Below are 17006 nucleotides of genomic sequence, written 5' to 3'. Positions count from 1 at the left end.
ACGAAGCATGTTCCGGGATCATGCTCTGGGCTGACAGAACGGCTGAACACGCCGTCCGGAGCGTGCTAGAACGGCCGCGTATTTTCCGACCTCAGAAGACCAAGGCGAGGACAACGTGACGATAATGGAGCAGGGCGGCCCCACGCCCGAGGCAGCGCCCGATCTGATCAAGGAGACGACGACCCAGACCTTCGTCAAGGACGTCATCGAGGAATCGCGCCGCCAGCCGGTCATGATCGACTTCTGGGCGCCGTGGTGCGGTCCGTGCCGCCAGCTTACCCCAATGCTGGAAAAGGCGGTTCGCAACGCCAAGGGCCGGGTCAAGCTGGTCAAGATGAACATCGATGAGCATCCGCAGATCCCCGGCCAGATGGGCATCCAGTCGATCCCGGCCGTGATCGCCTTCGTGGGCGGCCAGCCCGCCGATGGCTTCATGGGCGCGGTGCCGGAGAGCCAGATCAACGCCTTCATCGAGAAGATCACCAAGGGTGTGCCCGCCGCCGGCGAGCCCAATCTTGCGGAGATCCTGGCCGAGGCCGACGCCGTGCTTGCCGAGGGCGACGTCGAGGGTGCGGCGCAGATCTATGCCGAGGTGCTGGCGCACGACGCCACCAACATCGCGGGGCTGGCCGGCCTCGCCAAGTGCTACGTCACGTCGGGTGCGGTCGAGCAGGCCAAGCAGACGCTCGCGATGGTGCCGGAATCCAAGCGCAATGACGCCGCGGTGAAGGCGGTGCAGGCGGCGATCGATCTTGCCGAACAGGCCCAGTCGGTCGGCCCGATCGCCGAGCTGGAACAGAAAGTCGCGGCAAACCCGCTCGACCATCAGGCCCGATTCGATCTCGCGACCGCGCTCAATGCCATGAACAAGCGCGCTGAAGCGACCGAGCAGCTGCTCGCGATCGTCAAGCGTGACCGCAAGTGGAACGACGACGGCGCGCGCAAGCAGCTGGTGCAGTTCTTCGAGGCGTGGGGCGGCACCGATGAGGCAACCGTCGAGGGGCGCAGGCGGTTGTCGACGATTCTATTCTCGTAACGCACGCCCCGTCACAGCAGCGGGACCGCAGATGCCGATCAATGCCGAATATCGCGGGCCCGGCGAGCTCCCCGAGGTGATCCCGGTGTTCCCGCTGCCTGGCGCGCTGCTGTTGCCGCGCGGCCAGATGCCGCTCAACATCTTCGAGCCGCGTTATCTCGCGATGATCGACGACGCGCTGCGCGACGGTCACCGCCTGATCGGCATGATCCAGCCCGACGTGGCGCATTCGCAGAACGAGGCAAAGCCGGCGCTGTTCCGCGTCGGCTGCGTCGGCCGCATCACCCAGCTCGCCGAATCCGGCGACGGCCGCTACATCCTCGAACTGACCGGCGTCGCGCGCTTCAAGGTGGTCGAGGAGCTGACCGTGCAGACGCCGTACCGGCAGTGCAAGGTCGACTTCTTCTCCTTCGCCGGCGACTTCACCGCGCGCAAGGGCGAGGACGCCGTCGATCGCAAGGCGCTGCTCGATGTGCTGGCGGATTTCCTGGAAGCCAACAATCTGAAGGTCGACTGGGAAGGCATCGAATCCGCGCCGAACGAGGCGCTGGTCAATGCGCTGGCGATGATGTCGCCCTATGGTCCGGCCGAGAAGCAGGCGATGCTCGAGGCGCCCGACCTGAAGACCCGCGCCGAGATCCTGATCGCGGTCACCGAGATGGACCTCGCCAAGAAGCGCACCTCCGGCGACCCGCCGGTGCAATGAGGCGCGGTCAGACAGATCAACGATTGCGAAGCCGCTTGCGCCCGGTGAACATCGCGCGCACCAGGTTCTGACGCTGCAGCAATCCCACCACGATGACGCCGAGCACGTGCAGCCCGACCAGGATGATGACCGCATCCGAGGCATAGGCGTGGGTGTCCTCGACCCACCAGACGCCGAAGAAGGTGACGGTGACCTCCATTGCACCCGTAATCGCGGAGACCGCGAGCGTGAGCAGCAGTGCCACCAGCATCACGGTGCCCGCGGGATTGAGCCCGATATAGCGGCCGGTGATGCCGCGGCGGAGATTCCAGATATAGCGCGGCGCGGCACGCAATCGAACGCCGAGTTTGCCGAAGCGCGCATAGCGCGTGCCGGCGAAGCCCCAGATCAGCCGGAACGCCAATAGCCCGATCACGGCATAACCCGCCAGCCGGTGCAGCCGGTCATGGACGTTGGGCGTCACCCAGGCCACCAGGACGAGGATGGCGAGCGCCCAGTGCCAGATCCGCAGCGGCAGGTCCCAGACCTGCACGGTGGTGGCGCTGCGGGCGCCGGGCGCCGCCTTGGTCATCGCGCCTGCTTCACTTTGCGATCGTGTGCTTCAGGCTGAGATCCTCCGGGCTGTAGAACAGCTCGTAGAGCTTGCCTTCCTTGACGCCGTACACTTCGTAGCAGGAGCCCTCGACCTTCGAGCGGCGCACCTCATAGCCCGCCGCCTTGGCCTTGGCTTCGGCATCGCTTGCCGGCTTCCACGACGCCTTGTCGAGCTTGGTGCAAGTCTTGTAGCCATCGGCGAACGCCGCCGATCCCAAAAGCCCCAGAACGCACGCTGCAAGCGCAGCGCTGAAAATCACTCTCACACGCATCTCCCCTCCGTTGACGATCGTGCCCACAGCGCGATCGCGCCGAGCACATGCGTGAACAATGCCGAGGTGATTGCCAAGTCAAGGAAGCGCGGACGCGGCACGCTTTAGAGAAATTCTAACGGTCGCGAAAACCGCTTTGCGCTCCACGCGCATTTTCGTTTTGACCGCTTGCTGCGGCCTTACGCCTCATGGTTATCCGAATCTGCTGGCGGGGCCCTCGGTCAGGACGCGGCGCCCGCCATCGCGAGGCGAACTGCAGGCCGATCGGTCGCTGTCCGGGTCCGCCCACCGAGCATCTCTGCGACCTTCTCGCTCTGGACCGCGGGGCTGAAGTGGAAGCCCTGCACTTCCACGCAGGCGTCGGCGCGCAGGATGTCGAGCTGCTCCCTGGTCTCGACGCCTTCGGCCGTCGTCGTCTTGCCGAGGCTGACCGCGAAGCGAACGACCGCGCGCGCAATCCGGCGCGACTCGTCAGTTGCGCCCGAGAGTTCGGACACGAAGCTGCGGTCGATCTTGACCTTGTCGAACGGAAACTTCTGCAGGAAGCTCAGCGACGAATAGCCGGTACCGAAATCGTCGAGCGCGATCCGCACCCCGAGATCATGCATCTGACTGAGCGCCGCGAACACCGCCTCGCTGTCCTGGATGATCGCCGTTTCGGTGACTTCGAGCTCGAGCCTGTCAGGCGAAACCCCCGAGCTCGCCAGCGCGTGCACGATCACCGGGACCAGCTCCGGGCTCCTGAACTGCACCGGCGACAGATTGATCGCGATCTTGAGATCACCGGGCCATTTGGCGGCTTCTGCACACGCGGTGCGCAGCACCCATTCGCCGAGCGGCACGATCAGGCCGGTCTCTTCCGCCAGAGGAATGAACTGCGCCGGCGAGACCATGCCGCGTTGCGGATGATGCCATCGCAACAGCGCCTCGAAGCCACAGGTCTCCCCGCTCGCGACATTGATGAACGGCTGATAGTACAGCTCGAACTCACCGTTGGCGAGCGCGCTACGCATGTCGCGCTCAAGGCTGCGCCGGGTCCGCAGCTGCCGATCGAGCTCCGGCTCGAAGAAGCGGAACGAGCCGCGTCCGCCGCTCTTGGCCGAATAGAGCGCAAGATCGGCGCTGCGCAGCACCTCGTCGGAATGGCTGCCGTCGCGCGGTGCGATCGCAATCCCGATGCTGCTCGTGGTGGTCACCCGATGATCGCCGAGATCGATCGGCTCGCTGAGCGCCTTTTTGATCTTCTCCGCGAGCACACCGGCTTCCGCGACCGGATCGCTGACGTGGTCGATCACCGCGAATTCGTCGCCACCGAGCCGCGCGACCAGCGTCGTGTCGCTGACGCACCGGCGCAACCGTGCGGCCACCGACTTCAGCAACGCATCGCCCGCCGGGTGTCCGAGCGTGTCGTTGACGTCCTTGAAGCGGTCGAGATCGAGCATCAGCACCGCGAGGCTCGGCCCGCCGCACCGCGCGCCGGAGAGCGCCTGCTCCATCCACTCCTTGAGCAGCACGCGATTCGGCAAATCGGTCAGCGCGTCGTGTTGCGCCATATGGGTGATCTTGGCCTCGGAGCGCCGCTGCTCGGTGACGTCGCGATGCGTCGCCACCCAGCCGCCGCCGGGCATCGGCTGCCGCGTCACGCAGATCAGGCGGCCGTCGGCAAGCTCGTCGACCCGGCTGCTGATCTCGTCGGCCGGCAGCGCATTCAGTGTTGCGAGCACCTGGGTCGCGGCGCTGGCGCTGGTCTCGCCCTTGAGAATGCCGTTGGCGATCCGATGCGTGATGATCTCGCGATGAGCCGTGCCGGGCAGCAGCAATTCGGGCGGCAGCCGGTACATCTTGGCGTAGCGATCGTTGCACACCACGAGGCGCTTCTCCGCATCGAACATGCAGAGGCCCTCGCCCATGTGGTTGATCGCCGTATCCAGCCGGAGCCGTTGTTCCTCCAGCTCCTTCTGCGAGGCCTCGACCTGCTGCCGCGCCAGCGAAAGCTGGCTGATGATCTCCTCGAAGCGGCGGGTGCGAAGCGCGAGGCGCCGGTCGGCAAGCACGCCGACCAGGCTCATCCCGAGCACCGAGAGCGCCACGCCCGCGATCGCGATGGCGAGGAAAGCGGGAGAGAGCGACAGGGCTTCCGGAGCTTGCAGCGGGTCCGGAACGATCTCGACCGCGCCCATCGCGGTGAAATGATGCGACACGATCGCAAGCGTCAGCAACAGCGCCGCGACCAGCGACATCCAGCGATCCTGATAGCGGACCGCGACCGACAGCGCGGCGTAACCGAACAGCATGCCGAGCACGATGGAGGCCGCCACGAGATCCATCGACCACACCACGTGGCCCGGCACTTCCAGCGCCCACATTCCGAGATAATGCATGCTGGCGATGCCGGCTCCGATCACCGCACCACCGACCGGCGCACGCCAGGAGCCGGAGTCGCTGGCGGCAAGGCCGAGGCCGCCGGACGTCAGCATCATCGCGACGGCGAGCGACAGCGCCGTGAGGACGATGCCGTAGCCGGTCGGCACGCCCGGCTCGTAGGCGAGCATGGCGATGAAATGCGTTGCCCAGATGCCGTAGCCGATCGCAGCTCCCGCGATCGCGATCCAGATCAGCCGCGTCCTCGCCTGCGACGCGATCGCGCGATGGAAGATGTTGACGGCGACAATGCTGGCAACGAAGCAGACCAGGCCGGCGAGCAGAACGAGCCGCCAGTCATGCTCACCTGAAAGACACGTAAGAACACGAAACATGTGTCGGTCCATGGTTGTCCGCTCGGACAAGCTAGGCCGATTGAATTGTTGTCTCGATAATTTTCTACAACTTTCAGTGGCATGGTTATCCGCGCGTAAGCCGATTCCGCACGGAAATTGATGACCCTATAAATATTGCACACGACCTGCGATCGCACGTCTTCAGCCTTCGGCGGAACCAGGACGGTTTCGCCGGTTGCGACCAGCGACGCCTCGCCCTGCGCGTTCTCGCCGAAACATGCGCAGGCCGATGCGATCGGTCGTCCCGCGCCCGCTAATAGCCGGCGGCGGCGAGCGCCACGACGGCGCTCATCGCCATCCAGCCAAAATGCCGGCCGCGGGTCGCGACCGCATTGGCGAGCGCGGCGCTGCCGAACACGATGGCGAGCGTTGCCACGATCCAGTGCCGCGCGGCATCGGAGGCCATCGCCGGCGCGGCGACCAGCAGCACGCCGCCGCCGATCCAGGCGACCGTGCCGGCCTGATAGACCAGACGAAGCAAGAGACGCAGCCGCGGCGGCTCGACGGTGGCGCGTGCGAACACTTTGGTCTCGCCGAGAACGCCATGGATCAGGCTGACCAGAATGGCGATGAGTCCGGCGCCTTGCAGCAGAAGATCACGCATCGCGATATCTCCATACAGTACTGTATGGATAGGACACCGCCGGCTGGCGCCTGTCAATACACTTGTGTATGGTCCGGACGCGGACGGGGAACCATGATGGAACAGCTTTCGGTCAAGGACTGGCTCGATCAGGGCCTGAAGACGCTGGCGAAGCACGGCTTCACGGCGCTCAAGGCCGAACCGCTGGCCAAGGCCATGGGGGTCTCGCGCGGCAGCTTCTACTGGCATTTCGCCGACATCGGCGCCTACCGGACCGCGATCCTCAACCATTGGCGCGAGGTTGCCGCCGAGCAGGTGATCGCCGAGCTCGAGACCATTCCGGAAGGCGGCGACGCGCTGGCGCTGCTGCTGCGCCGGACCTTCTCGGCGCGAATGGCACTCGAACGCGCGGTACGCAGCTGGGCGACCGCCGATGCCGTGGCGCGCGCCGCCGTGCTCGAGGTCGACCAGCGCCGCATCGGCTATATCGAAACCCTGCTCCGGCATGCCGGATTCCCCGACGGCGTGGCGCGCGGCCGGGCGCAGATCTTCTATTGGGCGTTCATCGGCTACGCGCTGTCCGAGCAGACGCTGCCGAAGCCGCGTCAGCAGGCCGCAATCGACGAGCTGTTGCGGATGACCAAGCGCTGACAGCCGACATTTGACTGTGCTACATTACGGGTCAGCTGGAGCCATCCATGAATTCCACGACCGATCATCTCGAAAGCACCGCCGACCCAAAACTGCTCGAAATCCTGGTGTGCCCGATCACCAAGGGACCATTGGAGTTCGACGCAGCGCGACAGGAGCTGATCTCACGCTCCGCAAAGCTCGCCTATCCGATCCGCGACGGCATCCCGATCATGTTGCCGGAAGAGGCGCGCAAGATCGACTAGAGCCTGATCCGGAAAAGTGTGAGGCGGTTTTCCGAAAAGATCATGCTCCAATAAGAGGCCACATGCGCGCCCTCGTCACATGGCTGCTGCTGCTCGTCTCGGTGGCGAGCGCGACGGCCGACGAGAGCAGGCTGCGCATCGGCGCCATTGACGCGGTACTGACCGTGCCGTCCGACATCGCAAAACCGCCGGTGGCGCTGCTGATCGCCGGCTCCGGCTCGACCGATCATGACGGCAACGGGCCGCAGCTCAAGCCGGCAACGTTGAAGAAACTCTCCGAGCAGCTGGTCGCACGCGGCATCGCGACGCTGCGCTACGACAAGCGCGGCGCCGGCGAATGGAAGAAGGAGTTCGGCCGTCCGGAGGACTTTCGCTTCAAGGACTATGTCGGCGACGCGAGGGCACTGATCGAGTATCTGCGCGGCAGCGGCAAGTTCGCTCATGTTGCGGTGGTCGGGCACAGCGAAGGCGGCCTGGTCGCGATCCTCGCCGCACAGCGCGTGCCGATCGACCGGCTGGTGCTGCTGGCAACGGCGGCGCGCAAGCAGGGCGACCTGTTGAAGGCGCAGCTCGAAAAGCAGCTGCCGCCGGACAAATTCGCGCCGATCGGCAAGGCCATCGACGACATCATGGCCGGGCAGATCGTCAACCCGCCGCCGGCTGGGCTGGCGATCGCGCCTGCGATGCAGGCCGCCATCGCATCCGCCTTTACCGAGGATCCGATCGATCCGATGAAGAAGATCACCGGGCCAACGCTCATCGTCGCGGGCGGCCGCGACCATCAGCTGGCGCGGCTCGACTTCCTCGCACTCACCACCGCCGACTTCGCGGCCAAATCATTGTGGCTGCCAGACATGAATCACCTGCTGGTCGACGTCACCGACGCGGCGGACGACATGGCAAGCTACAACGAGCCGGAGCGGTCGCTCGACCCCGACCTGATCGATACAGTGGCAGGCTTCATTTCCCAGAAATGAGTGGATGCGGGCTACGAAGGCTACAGCGCCTCGCCCTTCAGCAGCCGCGGCACTTCGCCTGACAATCCCGCGGCCTGGCGGATGAACATGCTCTTCAGCGGCGGCGCGCGATCGACGAGGCCCAATCCGATGTCGCGCACGGTGCGCAGCAGCGTCGATTCGTTGGAGAACAGGAAGTTGAGCGAGTTGGTGGCAACGCCCATCGCCATCGTATCGAAGCGCCGCCAGCGCTGATAGCGCTCGAGTACGTCGGCTTGTCCGAGGTCCATGCCGAGCCGCGCCGCATCGACGACCACCTCGGCAAGTGCCGCGACATCCTTCAGGCCCATGTTGAGCCCTTGTCCTGCGATCGGATGGATCACATGCGCGGCGTCGCCGATCAGCGCCAGCCGTTCCGCAATGAACGAGCGCGCGACGAAATAGCCGAGCGGGAATGCGCGCGGCTTGTCGAGCGCCTTGATCTCACCGAGGTGCAAACCAAAACGCTGCTCGAGCTCGGCGTGGAATTCCGCCTCGCTCAGCGCCGTGATGCGCGCGGCGTTCTTGCACGTCTCGGTCCACACCAGCGACGAGCGATTGCCGGTCAGCGGCAGGATCGCGAATGGACCCGCGGGCAGGAAATGCTCCTCGGCGCGGCCGTGATGTTCGCGCTCGTGTCCGACGGTGACCACGATGCCGGATTGGTCATAGTCCCAGCCATGGGTCGCGATCCCGGCGCGCTCGCGCAGCTTCGATCGCGCGCCGTCGGCGGCAACCAGCAGGCTCGCATCGATCTCGGTGCCGTCGGCCAGCCGGACGCTGACGCCGTCGGGCCGCGAGTCGAAACTCGACACCGCGATGGCGCGCAGCTCGACGCCCTCGGCCTCGGCGCGGGTTGCGAGCGCATCGATCAGATAGCGATTCTCCACCATATGGGCGAACGGCTCGCCGGGCTCGACATTGCCGGCGAAGGTCAGGAACACCGGACGCGTGGCGTCCTCCAACTTGGAGTCGGTCACGACCATGTCCGTGATCGGCTGCGCCGTCGGCGCCACCTGCCCCCAGACGCCGAGGGTCTCGAACAACCGCCGGCAGGCCGCCACGATCGCGGTCGCACGGGGATCGCGGCTCGGGCGCTGGCCCAGCGCCGGATCGGCCACGATGACCGGAATGTCCGGCCCGAGCCCCTGGCGCAACGCCACGGCCAGCGCCAGACCCGCAAAAGCGCCCCCGCAGATGACAATACTTCGCTGTGCCGGCATGCCGTTCCTTTACGCGCCCCGCGCTCTCAGACTGTGCTTGCTACCTGATAATAGCTGGGCGAAACAGGGGGCAGAAACAAGAGCGGCTAATCAGCCCCGTCGTCATTCCGGGGCGCGCAACGCGCGAACCCGGAATCCATCAGGCCGCATCTTCCGTGGATGAATGGATTCCGGGCTCTCCTTCGCGAGCCCCGGAGTGACGGCATTTAACCCATTCAGGACGCACCCCTCATGTCCAAGAGCCTGATCGACCTGTTGTCCATCCTCGATCTCGAGCAGCTCGAGGTGAATTTGTTCCGCGGCAACAGCCCGAAGACCAGCTGGCAGCGCGTGTTCGGCGGCCAGGTGATCGGCCAGGCGATGGTCGCGGCCTGCCGAACCGTCGAGGGCCGGCTGCCGCACTCGATCCATTGCTATTTCATCCTGCCGGGCGATCCGCAGATCCCGATCATCTACCAGGTAGAGCGGCTGCGCGACGGCAAGAGCTACACCACCCGACGCGTCACCGCGATCCAGCACGGCAACGCGATCTTCTCCATTATGGTCTCGTTCCACGCCGAAGAGGAGAGCAACTTCAATCATCAGGAGAAGATGCCCGACGTGCCGCCGCCGGAGAAGCTGACCGCGGAGGAAGTGTCGAAGCAGCCGATGTTCAAGGAAATGCCGGAATTCATCCGCCGCTACTATGAGAGCGACCGGCCGATCGAGCTGCGCCCGGTCGAGCTCGGCCGCTATTTCGGTCAGCAGATCGAGGATGGCCGCATCCATGTCTGGATCCGTACCGCGGCGAAATTGCCCGACGATCCGGCGCTGCATCTGTGCGCACTCGCCTATGCATCGGATTTCTCGCTGCTCGATGCGGTCATGGCGCGCTACGGCCGCACGCTGTTCGACCGGCGCATGATGCCGGCGAGCCTCGATCACGCGATGTGGTTTCACCGCCCGTTCCGCGCCGACGAATGGCTGCTCTACGCGCAGGATTCGCCGAGCGCGCAGTCCGGCCGCGGCCTGACCCGCGGCCAGATCTTCAAGCCCGACGGCACGCTGGTGGCGTCCGTCGCGCAGGAAGGCTCGGTGCGCGAACGCAAGGCGTAAGCATTATCCGGAAGAGCGCGAAGCGTTTTTCCGAAAAGATCAAAAGAGGACCTCAAGCGCGATGACGATCAACCTGACCTCATCGCGCTTTAGCCCGCTCAGGCGCCTGCGTAGGCGCCGCGCTCGGTCAGCGCGAATTGCGAGATGAACCAGTTGGCGTACCAGCGCAGCACCCACGGAATCGGGATCAGAAAAGCGCAGCCGACCGAGAACACGATGGTTCGCCACAGCACCTCGAGGCCCGAGGCATTGAAGGTGACCTCGCGGCGCGTGCCTTCGACGTTGCGGCAGATCCAGCGCAACCACGCCGTCATCACCCAGGCCCAACCGATGATGGTGACGGCCGCGATCACCATCAGCACGTACCAGCCGACATAGACCGCCGCGCTGCCGTTGAACGAGATGGGCAGCTCCTGGCCGCTCGAGCTGAGACGGCTGAAGATCCAGCGAACGATCATCCAGCTCAGGAAGCCCTGCAGCAGCAGCGAGAGCAGCGTGACGATGTTGCTGTTGGCCGCTCCGGCATAGGTCAGAAGACCGAGCACGATGAAGACGTACCAGATGTCGAGCGGCTGCCCGGTGAAGCCGAGATGCGGCCGGCCCGGCACGCGGATATTGGGAATCGCGAAACGGTATAGGCCGGTCGCGGTCCACGGCGCGGGGATGACGAAAATCTCGCCGATGAACATCAGCAAGCTGCGCCCGAACAGGCCCCAGATCGGGAAGTCGGCGGACAGCGCGCCGCCGCTATAGCCTGCCGATGCGGCCACCGGCGGGGGTCCGCCGGCCTGCGGAAACGCCGGCGGCGCACCGGCGGCGCTCGGAACAAGGCCGGGAATCTCCCCGGCCTTCTGCCAGCCGGCCATGCCCTCGGTCCACACCAGGGTATCGGCGCCCACCATGCCACGGGTGATCAGGTCGCGGAGCTGAGCTTCAGGCAGGGGGCCTTTTTGCTGGCCTTCAGATGCATAAAACCAGTTTCGATTCGACATTTTATTGTTCCTCGGGGCGCGGGTGCACGCGCTGTGGCGAGAATGAGCCAGCGGGAGCGCTGGCCGGGGCGGGAAAGCCATATTCTGGCCGACGGTTGTCGTCCCGTACAGTGACGGAGTTCACGCGCTGCGCACGTTTTCCCCTTCAACCTGCAACTTTTTTATGCCATTTGCCCAGAAAGCTGCCAGATTTGGCGGACGGCAAATTGCCGCTCCGGTAGCGGGACGTGCAGGCTCGGAGATGGCAAGTGCCGCTCCGGAGACGGCAAGTGCCGCTCCGGGGATGGGCGCACACGGAAAACCTCAAGGAAATGAAGGCTTGAACCATGAAACTCGTCGTCGCGATCATCAAACCGTTCAAGCTCGATGAGGTACGCCAGGCCCTGACGGCGATCGGCGTTCACGGCATGACGGTGACTGAGGTGAAGGGCTATGGCCGCCAGAAGGGCCACACCGAGATCTATCGCGGCGCCGAATATGTCGTGAATTTCCTGCCCAAGCTCAGGATCGAGATCGCCGTCGACACCGCGCTCGCCGACAAGGCGGTCAGCGTCATCACCGAGCACGCCCGCACCGGCCAGATCGGCGACGGCAAGATCTTCGTGACGCCGATCGACCACGCGCTGCGCATCCGCACCGGCGAGACCGACAACGACGCGCTCTGAGCCTTGAAGCATGGCTCCTGGAGCTTGATCCGGAAAAGTGGAAGCCGGTTTTCCGAAAAGATCACGCTCAAGAAAAGTTCGAGATCATAGCCGGCAACGACGCCGGTGCACGCCGAAATCCACACCAAGAAACGACGACACGCCGGGGAATGATGATGGGGGCACGAGCTCTTCGTGCAGCGATATCAGCTGCGCCGATCACTGCTGCAATCCTGCTCTCGTGGGGTACGCCGGCGTCAGCTCAAGACTCCAGCGCCACCGGTATTAACGCCGCCGACACCGCCTGGATGATGGTCGCCACCGCGCTGGTGCTGATGATGACGATCCCGGGGCTCGCGCTGTTCTACTCCGGCATGGTGCGCAAGAAGAACGTGCTGGCGACGATGGCGCAGAGCCTCACGGCCGTTGCGATCATTTCGATCCTGTGGGTCATCTTCGGCTATTCGCTGACCTTCGTCGGCAACGGCCCGTGGCTCGGCTCGCTCGACAGCTGGTTCCTCGCAGGCATCACGATGGACAGCGTCAATCCGGCGGCAAAGACCATCCCGGAAGCGCTGTTCATGCTGTACCAGATGACGTTTGCGATCATCACGGTGGCGCTGGTTGCCGGCTCGGTCGCCGACCGCATGCGGTTCTCCGCCTATGTGCTGTTCTCGATCGGCTGGTTCATCTTCGCCTATGTGCCGCTGGCGCATTGGGTATGGGGCGGCGGCTTCCTCGCCTCGATGGGCGTGATGGACTTCGCCGGCGGCCTCGTCGTGCATCTGTCCGCCGGCATCAGCGGCCTGGTCGCGGCCAAGGTGATGGGCAACCGGCACGGCTATGGCAGCGAGAATTTGTCGCCGTTCGACCTGTCGCTCGCCGTGGTCGGCACCGGCCTGCTCTGGGTCGGCTGGTTCGGCTTCAACGGCGGCTCGGCGCTGGCGGCCAATTCGCGCGCAGTGATGGCGATCACCGCCACCCATCTTGCGGCCTGCGCCGGCGCGCTGACCTGGGGCGCGATCGAATGGGCGACGCGCCGCAAGCCGTCGGTGCTCGGCATGATCTCGGGCGCGGTCGCGGGGCTCGGCACCATCACCCCGGCATCCGGCTTCGTCGCGCCGTGGCACGGCATCGTCATCGGCATCATTGCCGGCATGGTCTGCTTCTGGGCCTGTACCTGGCTGAAGCACCGCTTCCAGTATGACGACTCGCTCGACGTGTTCGGCGTCCACGGCATCGGCGGCCTGACCGGCACGCTGCTCGCGGGCGTTTTCGCCACCGCGGCGATCGGCGGCACCTCCGGCCTGCTGGAGGGCAATCCGCAGCAGCTGCTGATCCAGCTCTACGGCGTCGTCGTTACGGCGCTCTGGTGCGGCGGCGTCACCTTCGTGCTGCTCAAGCTGGTCTCGGCCTTCGTCCCCTTGCGGGTCTCGATGCAGCAGGAGCTGGAGGGCCTCGACATATCGCAGCACGGCGAGGCGCTGCAGTAGCGGCCGAGGTCATGGGGGCGCCGCGAGGGCAAACTCGCAAAACAACCCCATGCAAAGGAACCGGGCGCCGCGATCTCACGCCGCACGGCGCGCGTAGAGTTCACGCTTGCACGACACATAAGTGTATGCTTATGTGTCGGCATGGTCGATACCGATATCTTCAAGGCGCTGGCCGATCCGACCCGCCGCAAGGTCTTCGAGAAGCTGGCCGGCGGCAGCCTGAATGCCAGCGCTTTGCGCGACGGATTGGAAATCAGCCAGCCGGCGATGTCGCAGCATCTGGCGGTGCTGCGCGCGGCCGGACTGGTGCGCGAGCAGCGGCAGGGCCGCTTCGTGAACTATGAAGTCGACCCGGACGGCATCGCCAGCATCGGGACCTGGCTCGCCCGCTACCGCGCCTATTGGCCGAAGCGCATCGAGGCGCTCGCCGATCTGCTGAAGGACATGGATCAATGAGCGACGCAGTGAAGCCTGATCACGCCGACACCGCCCTGGTGATGGAATACGAGCTCGATGCGCCGCCCGAAAAAGTCTGGCGCGCCGTCACCATTCCAGCCCTGCGCGAGCGCTGGCTGCCGGATTGTGATCTCGCGGGCGCTGAGCCGGAATCATCGATCACGGGCGAAGAGGTGCGCTACCGGCTCCGCGATTCCGAGCCGCCGTTTCGCGAGAGTCATGTCACCTTCCGGATCGAGCCGAACGAGGCCGGCGGCACCCGGTTTCGCATCATCCAGCAAGCCTGCCAGGAAATCCGCGGTGTCAGGGAAAACCAGCCGCAAGCGGCCAACAGCAACGGCCGCACCCTGATGCGCGCGGCCTGATCGCAGACTTCATCATCCGCTAAGTCTCAATCACCTGCAGACATGGAGGTCGCCGATGCGCGACATGATGCAACTCGTCCCCATGGTCGTCGAACAATCGACCCGCGGCGAACGCTCCTTCGACATCTATTCCAGGCTGCTGCGCGAACGCATCATCTTCCTCAACGGCGAGGTCAATGATGCGATGTCCGGGCTGGTCTGCGCGCAGCTTCTGTTCCTCGAGGCCGACAACCCGAACAAGCCGATCAACCTCTACATCAACTCCTATGGCGGCGTGGTCACCAGCGGGCTTGCGATGTACGACACCATGCAGTTCATCAAGGCGCCGGTGCACACGCTGTGCATGGGCACCGCGCGCTCGATGGGGTCGTTCCTGCTGATGGCCGGCGAGCCCGGTCACCGCGCGGCGCTCCCGAATGCCAGCCTGCACGTGCATCAGCCGCTCGGCGGCTTCCAGGGCCAGGCCTCCGACATCCAGATCCATGCCGCCGAGATGCAGGCGACCAAGCGGCGCATCATCCGGCTTTACGCCCAGCATTGCCGGCGCACCGAGGCGGAGGTGGAACGGACCCTGGACCGCGATCACTTCATGTCGGCGGAGCAGGCGCTCGAATGGGGATTGATCGACAGGGTTTTTGCGGCGCGCGACGCCGCCTAATGACCTAGCATTACTTTATCAGAATACCGGCGCGTGCACCGCCACTGAGCAGAATTGTGTCCGGACCCTGGCTTGCTCATGAATTAGGCCAGTCTGATTAGATTTTAGGCGCGACGGAATACCGCAGCCGCAGCTGGCTCCCGCAATGCGGGAAAAGGTCCGGATTCATAATCCATTAGCGAACCCGCGCCGTTTGGCACGGCATTTGATTCTAAGGGTCCCGGCTGTGCCCGCGTAGTGATGTCTTCCGCGTGGTGAACCTCAGTCGAAACTCCCGGTGTTCGTTCGCACCGGCCCAAGCGGGGATAGGACTCATGAAAATTGTTATGGCGATCATTAAGCCATTCAAGCTGGAAGAGGTCCGTGACGCCCTGACCGCCATTGGCGTTCACGGTCTCACGGTGACGGAAGTCAAGGGGTACGGCCGTCAGAAGGGCCACACGGAAATCTATCGCGGCGCCGAATATGCGGTGAGCTTCCTGCCCAAGATCAAGATCGAGGTCGCAGTCGGCTCCGATCAGGTCGACAAGACCATCGACGCCATCACCTCCGCCGCCAAGACCGGTCAGATCGGCGACGGCAAGATCTTCGTCATCAGCCTCGAGCACGCCGTGCGCATCCGCACCGGCGAGGCCGATGCCGCGGCCCTCTGATTTCGCGCTCAACCTTTAAGACCTCAGGAGTGAAATAACATGACGTTCAAGCGTCCCTATGGCGCGGGTTTGGCGGCCCTCGCAATCGGCCTCTTTGCCGCGACCGCCGCCTACGCCGAGCCAACCGTCAACAAGGGCGACAACGCCTGGATGCTGACATCGACGGTGCTGGTGCTGTTGATGACCATCCCGGGCCTCGCGCTGTTCTATGGCGGTCTCGTCCGCTCCAAGAACATGCTCTCGGTGCTGGCGCAGGTGTTCTACACCGTCTGCATCGTCACCGTGCTCTGGGCCCTCTACGGCTACAGCCTCGCCTTCACCGGCGGCTCCGACTTCATCGGCGGCTTCTCCAAGGCCTTCCTGATGGGCGTCACGCCGGACTCCAAGGCCGCGACCTTCTCGGTCGACGCCAATATCTCGGAGCTCGTCTATATGTGCTTCCAGATGACCTTCGCGGCGATCACGCCGGCCCTCATCGTCGGCGCCTTTGCCGAACGCATGAAGTTCTCGGCGATCGCGCTGTTCATCCCGATCTGGGTCACCGTGATCTACTTCCCGATCGCGCATATGGTCTGGTACTGGCCGGGCCCGGACGCGATCCAGGATGCCGCCAAGGCGCTCGCCGCTGCGGCTGACGGTGCGGCCAAGACCGCGGCTCAGGCCAAGCTCGACGCGATCAACGCCGATGCCGGCTGGATCTTCAAGAAGGGTGCGATCGACTTCGCCGGCGGCACCGTCGTGCACATCAACGCAGGCATCGCCGGCCTTGTCGGCGCGCTCCTGATCGGCAAGCGCACCGGCTACGGCAAGGAGCTGATGGCTCCGCACTCGCTGACCATGACCATGATCGGCGCCTCGCTGCTCTGGGTCGGCTGGTTCGGCTTCAACGCTGGTTCGAACCTCGAAGCCAATGGCGGCGCTGCGCTCGCCATGACCAACTCCTTCGTGGCCACGGCCGCGGCGGCCCTGGCCTGGATGTTCGCGGAATGGATCATCAAGGGCCATCCCTCGCTGCTCGGCGCGCTCTCGGGCGCGGTCGCGGGCCTCGTCGCGGTGACGCCTGCGGCCGGTTACGCCGGTCCGATGGGTGCCATCGTGCTCGGCCTCGTGGTTGGCGTGGTCTGCCTGTTCTTCTGCACCGTCGTGAAGAACGCGCTCGGCTATGACGACTCGCTCGATGTGTTCGGCGTCCACTGCGTCGGCGGCATCATCGGCGCGCTCGGCACCGGCATCCTGGTCAACCCGGCGCTCGGTGGTGCCGGCATCATCGACTACACCGCGATCCCGCCGAAGGTTGCCGATTACGACTTCGTGGCGCAGATGACCTCGCAGGTCTGGGGCGTCTGCACCACGCTGGTGTGGTCGGGCATCGGCTCGGCGATCCTCTACAAGATCGTGGACGTGATCGTCGGCCTGCGTGCCAACGTCGAGACCGAGCGTGAAGGCCTCGACATCACCGAGCACACGGAGCGCGCCTACAACATGTGAGTTCTCCCGGGGCGCGACCTCCCCAAGCGGTCGTTCCCAGAACTACGGTCCGGGCACATACCCGGCAATGTCCGGACCGT

Annotated in this window: 19 protein-coding genes; 13 read left to right on the top strand and 6 right to left on the bottom strand. The window is 65.0% G+C overall.

The window, feature by feature from the left end; translation table 11 throughout:
• The first annotated feature begins 115 nt into the window (after positions 1-115).
• Both trxA and ACVW1C_RS19895 read left to right on the top strand, forming a co-directional pair.
• Positions 116-1036: a thioredoxin gene (trxA, locus tag ACVW1C_RS19900; protein ID WP_456759863.1), complete on the top strand. Its 921-nt coding sequence runs from the start codon at positions 116-118 to the stop codon at positions 1034-1036.
• 31 nt (positions 1037-1067) lie between these two features.
• Positions 1068-1742: an LON peptidase substrate-binding domain-containing protein gene (locus ACVW1C_RS19895; protein ID WP_456759862.1), complete on the top strand. Its 675-nt coding sequence runs from the start codon at positions 1068-1070 to the stop codon at positions 1740-1742.
• Between the two features lie 16 nt (positions 1743-1758).
• Here the strand turns inward: ACVW1C_RS19895 and ACVW1C_RS19890 are convergent, their stop codons facing one another.
• The 4 genes from ACVW1C_RS19890 to ACVW1C_RS19875 all read right to left on the bottom strand — a co-directional run bounded on the left by ACVW1C_RS19890 (position 1759) and on the right by ACVW1C_RS19875 (position 5989).
• Entirely contained in the window at positions 1759-2313 is a 555-nt protein-coding gene (locus ACVW1C_RS19890; protein ID WP_456759861.1) for a cytochrome b/b6 domain-containing protein, read from the bottom strand.
• A 10-nt stretch (positions 2314-2323) separates the two neighbouring features.
• Positions 2324-2608, bottom strand: coding sequence for a PepSY domain-containing protein (locus ACVW1C_RS19885; protein WP_456759860.1), 285 nt, complete (start codon positions 2606-2608; stop codon positions 2324-2326).
• A gap of 221 nt (positions 2609-2829) precedes the next feature.
• Complete coding sequence (locus ACVW1C_RS19880; RefSeq protein WP_456759859.1) at positions 2830-5364, bottom strand: bifunctional diguanylate cyclase/phosphodiesterase; 2535 nt, start codon at positions 5362-5364, stop codon at positions 2830-2832.
• 274 nt (positions 5365-5638) lie between these two features.
• Positions 5639-5989, bottom strand: coding sequence for a hypothetical protein (locus ACVW1C_RS19875; RefSeq protein WP_092126409.1), 351 nt, complete (start codon positions 5987-5989; stop codon positions 5639-5641).
• A 93-nt stretch (positions 5990-6082) separates the two neighbouring features.
• On the opposite strand from ACVW1C_RS19875, the gene ACVW1C_RS19870 reads away from it, so the two are divergent.
• The 3 genes from ACVW1C_RS19870 to ACVW1C_RS19860 all read left to right on the top strand — a co-directional run bounded on the left by ACVW1C_RS19870 (position 6083) and on the right by ACVW1C_RS19860 (position 7841).
• Entirely contained in the window at positions 6083-6619 is a 537-nt protein-coding gene (locus ACVW1C_RS19870) for a TetR/AcrR family transcriptional regulator (protein ID WP_456759858.1), read from the top strand.
• Between the two features lie 47 nt (positions 6620-6666).
• Positions 6667-6864, top strand: a complete 198-nt coding sequence (locus ACVW1C_RS19865) for a Trm112 family protein (protein WP_018269337.1) — start codon at positions 6667-6669, stop codon at positions 6862-6864.
• 62 nt (positions 6865-6926) lie between these two features.
• Positions 6927-7841 (top strand): alpha/beta hydrolase, encoded by a 915-nt coding sequence (locus tag ACVW1C_RS19860; RefSeq protein ID WP_456759857.1) that lies wholly within the window; start codon positions 6927-6929, stop codon positions 7839-7841.
• Positions 7842-7861: 20 nt separating this feature from the next.
• On the opposite strand, the gene ACVW1C_RS19855 is transcribed toward ACVW1C_RS19860, so the two are convergent.
• Positions 7862-9082, bottom strand: a complete 1221-nt coding sequence (locus ACVW1C_RS19855; RefSeq protein WP_456759856.1) for a ubiquinone biosynthesis hydroxylase — start codon at positions 9080-9082, stop codon at positions 7862-7864.
• Positions 9083-9313: 231 nt separating this feature from the next.
• Between ACVW1C_RS19855 and tesB the strand changes: the two genes are divergently transcribed.
• Positions 9314-10177 carry an acyl-CoA thioesterase II gene (gene tesB, locus ACVW1C_RS19850; protein WP_212312813.1) on the top strand — a complete coding sequence of 288 codons (864 nt, stop codon included), beginning with the start codon at positions 9314-9316 and terminating at the stop codon, positions 10175-10177.
• Between the two features lie 98 nt (positions 10178-10275).
• Here the strand turns inward: tesB and ACVW1C_RS19845 are convergent, their stop codons facing one another.
• Positions 10276-11169, bottom strand: coding sequence for a DUF4339 domain-containing protein (locus ACVW1C_RS19845; RefSeq protein ID WP_456759855.1), 894 nt, complete (start codon positions 11167-11169; stop codon positions 10276-10278).
• Positions 11170-11495: 326 nt separating this feature from the next.
• On the opposite strand from ACVW1C_RS19845, the gene ACVW1C_RS19840 reads away from it, so the two are divergent.
• From ACVW1C_RS19840 to ACVW1C_RS19810, 7 genes are all read left to right on the top strand, one after another.
• Positions 11496-11834, top strand: a complete 339-nt coding sequence (locus ACVW1C_RS19840) for a P-II family nitrogen regulator (RefSeq protein ID WP_092121117.1) — start codon at positions 11496-11498, stop codon at positions 11832-11834.
• 155 nt (positions 11835-11989) lie between these two features.
• Positions 11990-13306, top strand: a complete 1317-nt coding sequence (locus tag ACVW1C_RS19835) for an ammonium transporter (RefSeq protein WP_456759854.1) — start codon at positions 11990-11992, stop codon at positions 13304-13306.
• A gap of 141 nt (positions 13307-13447) precedes the next feature.
• The gene (locus tag ACVW1C_RS19830; protein ID WP_456729344.1) at positions 13448-13762 is read left to right on the top strand and encodes an ArsR/SmtB family transcription factor; all 315 of its coding nucleotides are present in this window, start codon (positions 13448-13450) and stop codon (positions 13760-13762) included.
• Entirely contained in the window at positions 13759-14127 is a 369-nt protein-coding gene (locus tag ACVW1C_RS19825) for an SRPBCC family protein (RefSeq protein WP_456759853.1), read from the top strand. The genes ACVW1C_RS19830 and ACVW1C_RS19825 overlap by 4 nt, the downstream gene beginning before the upstream one ends.
• 55 nt (positions 14128-14182) lie before the next feature.
• A complete protein-coding gene (locus ACVW1C_RS19820) occupies positions 14183-14785 on the top strand; it encodes an ATP-dependent Clp protease proteolytic subunit (RefSeq protein ID WP_456759852.1) in 603 nt (200 codons plus the stop codon).
• A gap of 314 nt (positions 14786-15099) precedes the next feature.
• Entirely contained in the window at positions 15100-15438 is a 339-nt protein-coding gene (locus tag ACVW1C_RS19815; protein WP_021082517.1) for a P-II family nitrogen regulator, read from the top strand.
• Positions 15439-15477: 39 nt separating this feature from the next.
• Positions 15478-16926: an ammonium transporter gene (locus tag ACVW1C_RS19810; protein ID WP_456759851.1), complete on the top strand. Its 1449-nt coding sequence runs from the start codon at positions 15478-15480 to the stop codon at positions 16924-16926.
• The last annotated feature ends 80 nt before the right edge of the window (positions 16927-17006 follow it).

The sequence above is a fragment of the Bradyrhizobium sp. USDA 4011 genome (assembly GCF_054063415.1).
Note: the sequence above shows the minus strand (reverse complement) of the source record. Positions and strands in the feature narration are given on the sequence as shown.

Coding starts and splice junctions, on each gene's coding strand:
- ACVW1C_RS19885 (WP_456759860.1), bottom strand. CDS start 2,608: ATGCGTGTGAGAGTGATTTTCAGCGCTGCGCTTGCAGCGTGCGTTCTG.
- ACVW1C_RS19890 (WP_456759861.1), bottom strand. CDS start 2,313: ATGACCAAGGCGGCGCCCGGCGCCCGCAGCGCCACCACCGTGCAGGTC.
- ACVW1C_RS19830 (WP_456729344.1), top strand. CDS start 13,448: ATGGTCGATACCGATATCTTCAAGGCGCTGGCCGATCCGACCCGCCGC.
- ACVW1C_RS19895 (WP_456759862.1), top strand. CDS start 1,068: ATGCCGATCAATGCCGAATATCGCGGGCCCGGCGAGCTCCCCGAGGTG.
- ACVW1C_RS19825 (WP_456759853.1), top strand. CDS start 13,759: ATGAGCGACGCAGTGAAGCCTGATCACGCCGACACCGCCCTGGTGATG.
- ACVW1C_RS19875 (WP_092126409.1), bottom strand. CDS start 5,989: ATGCGTGATCTTCTGCTGCAAGGCGCCGGACTCATCGCCATTCTGGTC.
- ACVW1C_RS19870 (WP_456759858.1), top strand. CDS start 6,083: ATGATGGAACAGCTTTCGGTCAAGGACTGGCTCGATCAGGGCCTGAAG.
- ACVW1C_RS19865 (WP_018269337.1), top strand. CDS start 6,667: ATGAATTCCACGACCGATCATCTCGAAAGCACCGCCGACCCAAAACTG.
- ACVW1C_RS19880 (WP_456759859.1), bottom strand. CDS start 5,364: ATGTTTCGTGTTCTTACGTGTCTTTCAGGTGAGCATGACTGGCGGCTC.
- ACVW1C_RS19840 (WP_092121117.1), top strand. CDS start 11,496: ATGAAACTCGTCGTCGCGATCATCAAACCGTTCAAGCTCGATGAGGTA.
- ACVW1C_RS19845 (WP_456759855.1), bottom strand. CDS start 11,169: ATGTCGAATCGAAACTGGTTTTATGCATCTGAAGGCCAGCAAAAAGGC.
- ACVW1C_RS19835 (WP_456759854.1), top strand. CDS start 11,990: ATGGGGGCACGAGCTCTTCGTGCAGCGATATCAGCTGCGCCGATCACT.
- ACVW1C_RS19855 (WP_456759856.1), bottom strand. CDS start 9,082: ATGCCGGCACAGCGAAGTATTGTCATCTGCGGGGGCGCTTTTGCGGGT.
- ACVW1C_RS19860 (WP_456759857.1), top strand. CDS start 6,927: ATGCGCGCCCTCGTCACATGGCTGCTGCTGCTCGTCTCGGTGGCGAGC.
- ACVW1C_RS19810 (WP_456759851.1), top strand. CDS start 15,478: ATGACGTTCAAGCGTCCCTATGGCGCGGGTTTGGCGGCCCTCGCAATC.
- ACVW1C_RS19820 (WP_456759852.1), top strand. CDS start 14,183: ATGCGCGACATGATGCAACTCGTCCCCATGGTCGTCGAACAATCGACC.
- tesB (WP_212312813.1), top strand. CDS start 9,314: ATGTCCAAGAGCCTGATCGACCTGTTGTCCATCCTCGATCTCGAGCAG.
- ACVW1C_RS19815 (WP_021082517.1), top strand. CDS start 15,100: ATGAAAATTGTTATGGCGATCATTAAGCCATTCAAGCTGGAAGAGGTC.